The sequence below is a fragment of the Nocardia huaxiensis genome, assembly GCF_013744875.1.
GTDB lineage: Bacteria > Actinomycetota > Actinomycetes > Mycobacteriales > Mycobacteriaceae > Nocardia > Nocardia huaxiensis.
The window spans coordinates 7,120,983-7,133,099 of record NZ_CP059399.1 but is presented as its reverse complement, the minus strand read 5'-3'; the positions used below and the strand labels follow the sequence as shown (position 1 = coordinate 7,133,099).

Here is a 12,117-nt window from a genome sequence, read left to right as displayed (position 1 = left end):
CCGAGGTGCACCGGGACTTCGCGTTATGCGGATAACGCTCAGGCGGGGGTGATGTTCTCCGCCTGCGGGCCCTTCTGGCCCTGCGCGATATCGAAGGAGACCTTCTGGCCTTCCTGCAGCTCACGGAAGCCCGAGCCGGCAATGTTCGAGTAGTGCGCGAAGACGTCGGGGCCCCCGCCGTCCTGCTCGATGAAGCCGAAGCCCTTTTCCGCGTTGAACCACTTCACGGTTCCGGTGGCCATGATCGACCCTTTCTGGTGGTGGAAAGATCCGCCGGCGGCGGACCAGATGTCGCTGGAATGATCCCGCATGGAATCACTGGAAACACAAATGCGCGCCCGCGTTGTACTCGGCAGGCGCGTGGAGAAGTCTGTGAGAACCAAAGCTTGCAACGCGTACACCGTACCCGATGAGTTGCGGGGTGCACGCACCCCCCTGGTACATACGGCGGGTCGCGAACCCGGGTGACGCGTTCCCCGGCATACTCGGGGCAACCGAGGGGGAGAGGGTAGCCTTGCGCGCGTGCACCTGAAGAGTCTGACGCTCAAGGGGTTCAAGTCCTTTGCGTCCGCGACGACGTTGCGGTTCGAACCCGGGATCACCTGTGTGGTCGGTCCGAACGGGTCGGGCAAGTCCAATGTCGTGGACGCGCTCACCTGGGTCATGGGTGAACAGGGCGCGAAAGCACTGCGTGGCGGCAAGATGCAGGACGTCATCTTCGCCGGCACCACCGGGCGCGCGCCGCTGGGCCGCGCCGAGGTCACGCTCACCATCGACAACTCCGACGGCGTGCTGCCCATCGAGTACAACGAGGTGTCCATCACGCGGCGCATGTTCCGCGACGGCGCCGGCGAGTACGAGATCAATGGCAGCACCTGCCGGCTCATGGACGTGCAGGAGCTACTGAGCGACTCCGGTATCGGACGTGAGATGCATGTCATTGTCGGGCAGGGTCAGCTATCGGCGATTCTGGAGTCCCGGCCCGAGGATCGGCGGTCCTTCATCGAAGAGGCCGCGGGCGTGCTCAAGCATCGGCGGCGCAAGGAGAAGGCCGTCCGCAAGCTGGATGCCATGCAGGCCAATCTGGCGCGACTGACCGACCTCACCACCGAATTGCGCAGGCAGCTCAAGCCATTGGGGCGGCAGGCCGAGGTGGCGCGGCGGGCGGCGACCGTGCAATCGGAGCTGCGCGACGCGCGCTTGCGGCTCGCGGCCGACGATCTGGTGTCGCGGCGCACCGAGCTGGAGAGCCAGCAGAGCAAAGAGGCGTACGCGCGCGAGCAGCAGGTCAATATGCAGGCCGAGCTGGATGCGGCGAATGCGGCGCTGGCACAGCAGGAGTTCGAGCTGTCGCGGTTGACGCCGAGTGCGGAGGCGGCGGCGCAGACCTGGTTCCAGCTGTCCGCTTTGACCGAACGCGTCAATGCCACTATTCGCATCGCGCGGGATCGGGCGCGCAATCTGACCATCGAGCAGCCGAGCGGCGCGGGGCGCGATCCCGACCAGCTCGAGCGTGAAGCCGAGCGGGTGGAGGCCGAGGAGGCCGAACTGCTGGCGGCGGTGGAGATCGCCACCGAGACCCTCGAGGCGGCGCGCGACGCGCTGCACGAGCGGGAGCAGGCCGCCAAAGCCGCCGAGCAGGCGCATCTGGCGGCCGTGCGGGCCATCGCCGACCGTCGCGAAGGGCTGGCGCGGCTCTCCGGTCAGGTCGACACGCTGCGCACCCGGGCGCAGTCCGTGGACGGGGAGATCTCGCGGCTGTCCACCGCACTGGCCGAAGCCCGGCGGCGCGGCGAGGACGCCGACGCCGAATTCGAGTCCGTGCAGGGCGAATTGAGTGAGCTCGACGCGGGGGAGGAGGGCCTCGACACGCAGTACGAGCACGCCGCGCAGGCCCTCGAACTGGCCGACCAGCGGGTCACCGAACTGCGGGAGAAGGACCGCGAAGCCAGCAAGCGCGTCGCCTCGCTGTCCGCGCGGATCGAGGCGCTCACCATGGGTTTGGCGCGCAAGGACGGCGCGGCCTGGCTCCTGGAGCATCGCACCGACGGGCTGCTGGGGCCGCTGTCCGGGCTGATTCGCGTGCACGGCGGCTACGAGGCCGCCGTCGCCGCCGCGCTCGGGCCGCTCGCCGACGCCGTGGCCGCCGACACCGGACCGTCCGCGCACGCCGCCGTGCGGGCGCTCAAGGAGTCCGACGGGGGTCGGGCGGCGCTCGTGTACGGCCATGCGACGCAACCGGATTCGCGGCCCAACGGGCAGCTACCCGGGTCGGCGCGCTGGCTCGCCGACATCGTCGACTGCCCGGACCACCTGCGCGGCGCGATCGGGGCGCTCACCGCCGGCATCGCCGTCGCCGACGATCTGGCCGTCGCCGCACAGGTCATCGCGGCCCGGCCCGAACTGCGTGTCGTCACCCGCGAAGGCGATATCACCGGCAGCGGCTGGCTGCTCGGCGGCTCCGACCGCGCCCCCAGCCAGCTCGAGGTGCAGGCCGAAATCGATGCCGCCAAGGCCGAACTCGTGTCCTGGCAGCGGCAGGCCGAGGAACTCGAGGCCGCCCTCGCCGGTGCGCTCGCCGAGCAGACCGATCGCAAGGAAGCCGTCGATCACGCGCTGCTCGCGCTGCACGAATCCGATCAGGCGCTGGTCGCCATCTACGACCGGCTCGGCCGGCTCGGGCAGACCGCGCGGCGCGCACAGCAGGAATGCGAGCGCATCCTCGCCCAGCGCGCCGACACCGAGGCCGGGCGCGAGGAGACCCTCGCCAAGCTCGCCGAACTCGAGGACCGGCTGCGGCACGCCGAGGACGAACAGTCCGAAATGGGTTCGGACGCAGCGGGAACCGAGACCGCCGGTTACGCGCGCGAGGAAGCCGCCGCCGCGCTCGCCGAAGCCCGCACCATGGAGGTCGAGGCCCGCCTGGCCGTGCGCACCGCCGAGGAACGCGCGGAATCGGTTCGCGGCAAAGCGGATTCGCTGCGCCGCATGGCCCGCGCCGAACGCGAGACCCGCGCCCGCGCCGAACGCGCCCAGGCCGCCCGCCGGCAGGCGTCCGCCGTCGCCGCCGTGGTCGCCGACTCCGCCGAACGCGTTGCCGCGCAACTGGAAACCGTCGTCGCCGAGGCGTCCGCACGCCGCGATGAGCTGGTGCGCCGCCGCTCCGAGATCGCCGCGCAGGTGGAGCAGACCAAGGAACGCTCGCGCGCGCTCACCACCCAGCTGAGTCAGATCGTCGACGCCGTGCACCGCGACGAGGTCGCCCGCGCGCAGGCCGCGCTGCGCATCGAACAGCTCGAGACCACCATCGCCGAAACCTTCGGTGTCGCACTGGAAGACCTCATCGCCGAATACGGCCCCGACACCCCCATGCCGCCGACCGCGCTGGAGATGATGGAGTACGAGCAGGCCAAGGAACGCGGCGAGAATGTCAGCGAACCGCAGCCCATGCCGTACGACCGCGCCACCCAGGAGCGGCGCGCCAAACGAGCCGAGAAGGACCTCACCACCCTCGGCAAGGTGAATCCCCTTGCGCTGGAAGAGTTCGCCGCCCTCGAAGAGCGCTACACCTTCCTCAACACCCAGCTCGAGGACGTCAAGAAGGCGCGTCAGGACCTCCTCGACGTGGTCGCCGAGGTCGACGCCCGCATCCTGCAGGTCTTCACCGAAGCCTACGACGATGTGGAACGCGAATTCACCCACGTGTTCAGCAAGCTGTTCCCCGGCGGTGAAGGACGCATCCTGCTCACCGACCCCTCCGACATGCTCACCACCGGCGTCGAGGTCGAAGCGCGCCCGCCGGGCAAGAAGGTCAAGCGGCTCTCCCTGCTCTCCGGCGGCGAGAAGTCCTTGGCCGCAGTGGCCTTCCTGGTAGCCATCTTCCGTGCCCGCCCCTCACCCTTCTACGTGATGGACGAGGTCGAGGCCGCCCTGGACGACACCAACCTGCGCCGCCTCATCGGCCTGTTCGAACAGCTGCGGGAAAAGTCCCAGCTGATCGTCATCACCCACCAGAAGCCCACCATGGAGATCGCCGACGCCCTCTACGGCGTCAGCATGCGCGGCGACGGCATCACCCAGGTGATCTCGCAGCGCCTGCGCGGCGAGAACCTGGTCGGCGCGGCGAGTTAGCGCACGCGGTTCCCGATCAGTGGGACTGCGGTCGCCGAAATTTGAAACATGATCACGTCGGACCCTTGATGCAGATAGCGTCCGGGAGTCATGAGACGTTCTTTTGCAGGTATTGCCCTCGGTGCCGCTGTCGCTCTTGCCCTTCCGGCCTCCGCCGCCCTCGCCGACACCGGGTCCTCCTCGCTGTCGGGAGGCACCGGATCGTCGTCGCTGTCCGGCGGGACCGGGTCGGGCGGCTCCGGGTCGTCGTCGCTGTCCGGCGGGGGCGGCAACCTGCCCAGCTACAGCCAGTGGATCGCCGACGTCACCACCGTGGTCAACGAGGCGAAGACCTACCTGAGCACCCGCCTGCCCAGCGGCGGGAAGCCGGCCATCGTGCTCGACATCGACAACACCTCGCTGGAAACCACCTACAACGCCAGCCCCATCGTGCCCGCCATCGCGCCGGTGCTGCAGCTCACCCAGTGGGCCAAACAGCAGGGCGCCGCAATCATTTTCGTGACCGGGCGGCCCTCGGCCATGGGCATCTACACCAATATCAACCTCACCGCCGTCGGATACTCCGTCGACGGGCTCTACGGCTGCGGGCTCACCACCGGATCCTCCGGTTCGGCGGCGCTGGAATCCTGCAAGATCGGCTCGCGCACCGATATCGAGAGCAAGGGCTACACCATCGTCGCGAATATCGGCAACAGCGCCTCCGACCTGTCCGGCGGGCACGCCGAACGCACCTTCAAGCTGCCCGACTACGACGGCGCGCTGAACTGAATTCCCTTGCCCGCGACCGGAACTCCGGTGCGGGCGTACGACGGACGCCGCGGCTTCGGGCTTGCGGCGTCCGTTCGCGTCTGCGCGGGGCGTGCGCTGTGCGATACGCCGACGTGACCGGTGACGCCGCACCCGCACTCCCTGCGGTGGTGCACGTTCCTACTCCGCCAGGCGCGACTTCACCCGCGCCGCACCGGATTCGGCGAGCCACGTCTCGAAGGAGCGCAGGCAAGGATGGATATGGCGGACCAGTTCGATATCCGCATTCCAGCCCGCCCCGTCGCGGGACTGCCGCCACACATTGCCGACCTCGGTGCCCAGCGCGTCCGCCTCCGCTTCGGTGACCGATTCGTAGCGCAGCGGAATTCCGGTCGCTCGGGTGATGGCGGCCGCCGCCTCCGGCATGGTCAGTGCGTCACCCGCCAATTCGATGGCACGGCCATGGAATTCGCCCGGATTCTGGAAGACCGTCAACGCGATATCGGCGATATCGTCGACCGCGATCACCTGGATCGGCCGATCCGCCGGAAAGGCATGCCTGTGCACCCCGCCGTTGATCCCGTCCAGCAGGGAATCACGCAGCAGATAGTTTTCCATGAACCGCACCGGCCGCAATACCGTCCACCGCATGGAACTCGCGGCCACCGCCTCTTCGATCCGCTGCTTCCCGCCGAAACCGGTGAACCGCGTCTGATTGTGGAACTGCGCGACACCGGTGAACACGAAGTGATCCACCCCCGCGCGTTCCGCCGCCGTCACCAGATCCGCACCCCGTCGCGCCTCCCGATCCACATCCCAGCCCGCCGGGCCGTACGACACCGGCGGCACCGCGAACACGCCTCGAACTCCGGCAACCGCCGCCGCCACACTGTCCCTGTCATCGAAATCGCCGACAACGAGTTCGGCTCCCGCCCCGGCCAATTCGCGCGCCGCCGGTGTCTCCGGATCCCGCACGAGCGCCCGCACCGGCCGCCCCGCCGCCAGCAACCGCCGCGCAGTCGCACCACCCTGCTTCCCCGTCGCCCCGGTCACCAGCACGAGATCGCTGTGAGCAGACATGTATTCAATCTCCTAGGTAGTATTCGGGCCGGTCGACCCGTATCCCGAAGCTACGAGCAGCCGATACGAAAAGGCCACCGCCCCAAGGAAAGCCCGTAACGAAATGACCGCCGCACCACCCCCCGGCCCCGCTGCCCGCACCAGCCTGGACGCGCGAACCGAGGTGTCCGCCGCACCCGTTGGACGAACACGCGGCGTCGCCTGGCCCGAAGTGTCCGCTGAACCCACCGTCCCAAGCTCGCGCGCTGCGGCTGTGCCCCCGGTCCGGGTGGTCGCGCCGTCGGGGGCCAGTACGCGCGCGGACGCACGGCGCAATCGCGCGCTCGTGCTGGCCGCGGCGCAGCGGGCGTTCGCCGAGCACGGAACGGGTGTGTCACTGGCGGAGATCGCCCGGCGCGCCGGCGTGGGCGCGGGGACCGTGCATCGCCATTTCCCCACCAAAACCGAACTCGTCGAAGCGGTTGTGCAGCAGCGCCTGGACCGTCTGACAGCGATCGCGGTCAGCCACCGTGATGCCGCCGACCCGGGGGCGGCCTTCTTCGCCTTCTGCACCGAGGTGGTGGCCTCCACCCCCGGCAACCAGGCCCTCTGCGACCTGATCGGAAACGACGGCTGGCCCCGGGAACTGATGCGCGAAGCCGGAACCCGCTTCCACCGCGCCCTGGCCGACCTCCTCGACGCGGCCCACCGTCAGCGAGCTGTCCGCCCCGATCTCACCCTCCCCGACGTCCTCGCGATTTTCACGGGCTGCGTTGCCATCCAACGCCTGCCCGGAACCACCCCCGGCATCTCCCGCCCCGCCGCCATGGTCCTGGACGCCATGCGCCCCGCATCCCCCCGCCCCGTAACGAAACCCGAAACCCCCACACACTCCCATAACGAAACCCGGCCCCGTAACGAAACGTCAGCCACCGCCTGCCCGATCTGCGCCTCCCCGGTACACCCCACCGGCACCGGCCGCCCACCCCGCTACTGCTCCCCGGCCTGCCGCCAGAAGGCCCACCGCCAACGCCACGCCACCCCGCGCCCGGACTCCACTCGGATCCCGCAGCAATACTGAATTCGGAGTCGCGATGTCACCCGCGCCGGGATGACGGCCGAGACGGAACACCCGTCGGTCCCGTTGATCATGGAGTGCGGCAAAGCGGATCGGGGGGAAACATGTTGTCGCCGGGTCGGCCATTCTGCCTTGCGAGAGGGCTACGTTTGTGGGAGGGCGCTGAATCGGCTGTGCTGGCAGGGAGGTATCCCGGATGGTTCGCCAATCTATGTGGCTGCGAGTCGGATTGCTGGTTGTGAGTGCGGGGTGCGTCGTAAGCGCCGCCGGGTGTGGGGGTGATGGGTCCACTCCGGGGACGAGTGCCTCCGCGCAGCCGAGCGGTACGACGGGGGCGACGACCGCGCCCTCGGCCGACCCGGCGACGACCGAGCCGACCACGCCGCCCGTGCCGACCACCACGTCCACCACGCCCGCGGGTGTTTCCGCCTGCCGGACATCGCAATTGACGGTCGCGCTGGGGCCGGGCGGTGGAGCCGCGGGGCACACCGTCTTCCCGATCGTGTTCACCAACAATGGGTCCGGGGTCTGCACGATCACCGGCTATCCCGGGGTGTCGTTCACCAACGGTCCAGCCGGGGATCCCATCGGCGCGGCCGCCACTCGCGATCCGGGTGAATCCGCCACCGTGCGACTGGATCCCGGCGCGCAGGCGTCCGCCTCGGTGAGCGTCGTGACCAGCGTGGATGTCTACCCGCCCGAGATCTGCGGCCCGACATCCGCTGCGGGACTGCGCATCTATCCGCCGGACAACACCGAATCGGTGTTCCTCGAACAATCTCGCACCGTGTGCTCCAAGATCGGGATTCTGCGCGTGCAGCCGGTGATTCCGGGTAGTGGCCGCTGACAACGGTTTTCGGTAGCCCGTCAACGGAGCCCGGTCGCGAAGTAGGCTCACAGCGTGTTGTGGGTGTCTGCGGTCGCTTTCGGGGTGGCGTGGTGGCTGGGGTTGTATCTGATGGCGCGGGATTCGCGAAAGCCCGTGCTGCGCCGGGCCGGAATCGGACTGCTCGCGTACGCGGCGGCGGTGGTCGGCGATGCGGTGGCGGTGAACGGCACCTGGTTCGACGGTATTCGCCTGGTGCTGGTGTGCCTGCCCGCCCTCGCCTGGACCGGGGTGTTCATCCGGCTGCTGCCGGACCGCTTCGTCGAACGCGCCGACCGGCTGTGGCGGCTCGCGCTGGTGCCGGCGTGCGCGCTGCTGGCCATGCCCGCGGCGGCCGGATTCCTGCCCGCCGGTTACTTTCTCGGCGCGCTGGCGGTGGCCGCGCTGCTGGTGACCATGCTGGCGGTCATGCTGCGCTACGACTTCGCGGTCGGCCCGCACCGGTCGGTGGCCGGGCTGCTCACGGTGGGCGCGCTCATGTTCGGTTTGAGTGCCTCGCTGATTCTGGTCGGATTCCATGCGCTGCCGCGCACCGCCATGCTGTCGGCGGTGGCCGTGGACCTGGTGCTGCTCGGCATCGGCATCGCGGTGCTCGACGCCTTCGACGAAGGGGAGGCGCTGCGCGCGGATATGGTGCGCTCCCTGCTGGTTTCGGCGCTCACCGCGGCGGTGTTCGGCGGGCAGGCGGCGGTCGCCATCGTGCTGGCGGGGGAGCGGACGCCGCTGCTGGCGCTGCTGTTCGGTGCCGTCGCGGCCGCCATCGCCATGCAGGTGCTCAATGCGCCGTTGCAGGCGAGCGTGGACCGGCTGGCCTTCACCTCGCCGCAGTTGCGGCAGGAACGCAGTGAATTGCGCACCGCCGCCGAGGCTTTGCCGCGCAAGGAGGCCGAGACCGGTCTGGCGGCCCTGGGCGAGGACGAGTTCGCGCGCCTGACCCGCCGCGCCCTGAGCCACTACGCCGATCTGGGCAAGCTGGTGTCCAGCCCGCTCATCGACCTGCCCGCCATCGACGCCCGCCTGGCCGGCCGCGACGCCACCGGCCCGCTGGACCGCGCCGCCGAACTGAAAGCGCTACTGAGCGAGAGCATCACCCATCTGAAACCGCGCACCGGCGAGGACTTCGGCACCAGCGAGGAGTGGCGGCACTACAACTCCGTCTACTTCTATTACGTCGCCGGCATCCGCCCCTACAGCGTGCGCACCAAACGCACCGACCTGGATCCGGTCTCGCGCCGCGCCCTGGCCTGGTTCGTCGACCAGGTGCCCGAACGCACCCTGCACAACTGGCAGAACGCGGCAGCGCGCATGATCGCCGCACAGCTGCGATCCGGAATCGATTCCCTGCCATCTTGATTCGGTAGCAGCACCCTGACCTGCGGCTGGCAGTATTCGGCAGCTCTTGGGATGGTTCCGGCAGTGCGATGGCGGCCACTGTCGAACCAGCAAGCCGAATCCGATCGGAAGGACCCGATTCCCATGACCGCCATGACCAGCACCCCCGCCGCCCGCCGCATCCTGGGCATGACCCCGCTGCGCCTGGCCTATGAATTCGACGGCATCGCCACCATGGTCTCCGGTGTGGCGATCACGGCTCTGGCCGGCGTGCTGGACTCACCGCTCGGCCTCGACACCTGGGTGCTGCTCGCCACCGGCATCTTCTTCATGGTCTACGCGGCCGGAGTCCTCGTGGTGGCCACGCGACGCGAAATCCCGCGCCGCGCAGCCGCTGTCATTGCCGGGCTGAACGCCTTCTGGACCGTGGACAGCCTCGTCACACTGGCGGCGGGGTGGCTGGAACCCACCACGCTCGGCGCCGTCGGCATCATCCTGATCGCCGGCTTCACCGCTGTCATGTCGGCCGCCCAGTTCGTTCTGCTGCGTGCCGCACGCTGATCCCTCGCGCGCAATGCCGTCCGGTTCCCGCCGGGCGGCATTGCCGCGTTCGGCTACAGCAGGTCGCTCACGTCGTCGGGGACGTCGACGGCGTATTTGCGCAAGGTGTCCATCGGGACCACCTCGAGGGCGTTCTCGTGGGTGGCGGCCAGCACCACGGGGGCGGCCACGCCGTCTTCGTGGGCGTGCAGCCAGCGCACGGCCACCACGCACCAGCGGTCGCCGGGTTGCAGGCCGGGGAAGTTGTTCTCCGGACGCGGGGTGATGAGGTCGTTGCCGATCGACTTCTGGTGCTCCAGGAACTCCGCGGTCACGACTGTGCACACCGTGTGGCTGCCCAGATCTTCGGGTCCGGTGCTGCAGCAGCCGTCCCGGTAGAAGCCGGTGAGAGGATCGGTGCCACACTCCTCCAGCGGTCCCCCAAGCACATTTCGATCGGTCACGTCGCCGATCCTATTGTCTCGGTGTCGCATTCGCCGCTCCTTCCGCACTGTGGTGCGTTGTTGGGCAGACCGGTCGGTCGTTGCTTCGATTCGGCGGACACGGATCGGCGTGTCCATAGCCGATATACACCGATATGTGCTAAGCGACACTCCTCCGCAACCCGTGGGTAGGTACGTGAATCGGGCAACAGGGCACCCTCTGACAGGATGAGGGTGTGAATGGACAAGCTTGGATCCTCATTGCCGCGATCGCAGCGGTGCTGCTGGTCGCGTTCGTTTCCGGATTCGTCCTCTACAAACGCCGCCGCATCTCGCTGACCCCGCCTCCGGCGACGAAGGAACTCCCGGAGACCAAGGACCGGTCGGGCGGCTACACCGCATCCAGCGGGTTCAACTTCAGCGAAGGCGGCGGCACCGCCACGCTGCCCAAGCCCACACCGGAACCGGCCCCCAAGCCGGAACCGAAGCCCGCGGCGGAAGCGGCCACCGAGCCCGCCCCGGAGCCGGTGCTCGAGCGCACCGACGACGAGGGCCAGCCGCACATCGGCGACGACGCGGCCATTCCGCGCGACTCCGGCCGCCGCAGCATTCACGACGTCCAGCTGCCCCCGCCTGTCCAGGGCCCTGAGCCCGCACCGGTAGCCGAGGCCGGCACCGCCGCGCCGGAGGCCGACACCGCCGCCGCGCCCGCCGAGACCGTTCCGGCGGAAACGGCCGCGCCCGCTGAGGTTTCCGCCCCGGCCGCGCCCGCTGAGGCCGTGGCCCCCGCCGAAGTCCCCGCCGCCCCGGGCGAGGTTGCCGCTCCGGCTCCCGTCGAGGTGGCCGCACCCGTCGAAACCGAGGCTCCCGCCGAGGTTTCCGCACCCGTAGTCCCCGAGATCGAGCCCACCGCCGGTCGCCTGAATCGCCTGCGCGGTCGCCTGTCCCGCTCCCAGAACGCCGTCGGCAAGTCCCTGCTGGGCCTGCTCGGCGGCGGCGATCTCGACGAGGATTCGTGGGAGGAGATCGAGGACACCCTCGTCATGGCCGATCTCGGCACCGCCTCCACCGCGGCCGTGGTCGAGCGCCTGCGCGAGGCGATGGCCTCCCGCAGCGTCCGCAATGCGGAAGAGGCTCGCGCGGTGCTGCGCGAGGTGCTCATCGAGGCGCTGCGCCCCGAACTGGATCGTTCGATCCGGGCCCTGCCGCACGCCGATCATCCGGCCGTGCTGCTGGTCGTCGGCGTGAACGGCACCGGAAAGACCACCACCACAGGCAAACTCGCGCGCGTGCTGGTCGCCGACGGCCGTCGCGTGCTGCTCGGCGCGGCCGACACCTTCCGCGCCGCCGCCGCCGATCAGCTGCAGACCTGGGGTGAGCGCGTCGGCGCGGAGACCGTGCGCGGCAAGGAGGGCGCCGACCCGGCCGCCGTCGCCTTCGACGCGGTGGCCGCCGGCATCGACCGTGGCGTGGACGCCGTGCTCGTGGACACCGCGGGCCGCCTGCACACCAAGACCGGTCTGATGGACGAGCTCGGCAAGGTCAAGCGCGTGGTGGAGAAGAAGGCGGAGGTGGACGAGGTCCTGCTGGTGCTCGATGCCACGGTCGGCCAGAACGGTCTGATGCAGGCGCGGGTGTTCGCGGAGGTCGTCGACATCACCGGTGTTGCCCTGACGAAGCTGGACGGAACGGCCAAGGGCGGCATCGTTTTCCAGGTGCAGCACGAGCTCGGCGTACCCGTGAAACTGGTCGGTTTGGGCGAGGGTGCGGATGATCTTGCCCCGTTCGAGCCCGGAGCCTTCGTCGACGCGCTGCTCGGATAATCGCGCCTAACCTGCGCAGACCGGACAAACCAATATCATCCTCACAATCTGCTCGTAACAGAGGTGCGATCCCGGCAA

At 69.3% G+C, this 12,117-nt stretch carries 10 protein-coding genes; 7 read left to right on the top strand and 3 right to left on the bottom strand.

Going from position 1 to position 12,117, the window contains the following annotated elements; genetic code table 11:
- Positions 1–38: 38 nt before the first annotated feature.
- On the bottom strand, positions 39–242 hold the full coding sequence (locus H0264_RS32505; RefSeq protein WP_181581086.1) for a cold-shock protein: 204 nt from the start codon (positions 240–242) through the stop codon (positions 39–41).
- Positions 243–522: 280 nt separating this feature from the next.
- Between H0264_RS32505 and smc the strand changes: the two genes are divergently transcribed.
- Positions 523–4,131, top strand: a complete 3,609-nt coding sequence (smc, locus tag H0264_RS32500; RefSeq protein WP_181581085.1) for a chromosome segregation protein SMC — start codon at positions 523–525, stop codon at positions 4,129–4,131.
- Positions 4,132–4,221: 90 nt separating this feature from the next.
- On the top strand, positions 4,222–4,899 hold the full coding sequence (locus H0264_RS32495) for an HAD family acid phosphatase (protein ID WP_231084599.1): 678 nt from the start codon (positions 4,222–4,224) through the stop codon (positions 4,897–4,899).
- Positions 4,900–5,058: 159 nt separating this feature from the next.
- Here H0264_RS32495 and H0264_RS32490 read toward each other — a convergent pair whose 3' ends face one another.
- Positions 5,059–5,958, bottom strand: coding sequence for an NmrA/HSCARG family protein (locus tag H0264_RS32490; RefSeq protein WP_181581084.1), 900 nt, complete (start codon positions 5,956–5,958; stop codon positions 5,059–5,061).
- 103 nt (positions 5,959–6,061) lie between these two features.
- Between H0264_RS32490 and H0264_RS32485 the strand changes: the two genes are divergently transcribed.
- The 4 genes from H0264_RS32485 to H0264_RS32470 all read left to right on the top strand — a co-directional run bounded on the left by H0264_RS32485 (position 6,062) and on the right by H0264_RS32470 (position 9,794).
- Positions 6,062–7,018, top strand: coding sequence for a TetR/AcrR family transcriptional regulator (locus tag H0264_RS32485; protein ID WP_181581083.1), 957 nt, complete (start codon positions 6,062–6,064; stop codon positions 7,016–7,018).
- 385 nt (positions 7,019–7,403) lie between these two features.
- A complete protein-coding gene (locus H0264_RS32480) occupies positions 7,404–7,862 on the top strand; it encodes a DUF4232 domain-containing protein (protein WP_181581082.1) in 459 nt (152 codons plus the stop codon).
- 54 nt (positions 7,863–7,916) lie between these two features.
- On the top strand, positions 7,917–9,254 hold the full coding sequence (locus H0264_RS32475) for a hypothetical protein (RefSeq protein WP_181581081.1): 1,338 nt from the start codon (positions 7,917–7,919) through the stop codon (positions 9,252–9,254).
- A 123-nt stretch (positions 9,255–9,377) separates the two neighbouring features.
- The gene (locus H0264_RS32470) at positions 9,378–9,794 is read left to right on the top strand and encodes a hypothetical protein (RefSeq protein ID WP_181581080.1); all 417 of its coding nucleotides are present in this window, start codon (positions 9,378–9,380) and stop codon (positions 9,792–9,794) included.
- 53 nt (positions 9,795–9,847) lie between these two features.
- Here H0264_RS32470 and H0264_RS32465 read toward each other — a convergent pair whose 3' ends face one another.
- On the bottom strand, positions 9,848–10,237 hold the full coding sequence (locus H0264_RS32465) for a DUF2237 family protein (RefSeq protein ID WP_181581079.1): 390 nt from the start codon (positions 10,235–10,237) through the stop codon (positions 9,848–9,850).
- 215 nt (positions 10,238–10,452) lie between these two features.
- Between H0264_RS32465 and ftsY the strand changes: the two genes are divergently transcribed.
- Complete coding sequence (gene ftsY / locus H0264_RS32460) at positions 10,453–12,039, top strand: signal recognition particle-docking protein FtsY (protein WP_181581078.1); 1,587 nt, start codon at positions 10,453–10,455, stop codon at positions 12,037–12,039.
- The last annotated feature ends 78 nt before the right edge of the window (positions 12,040–12,117 follow it).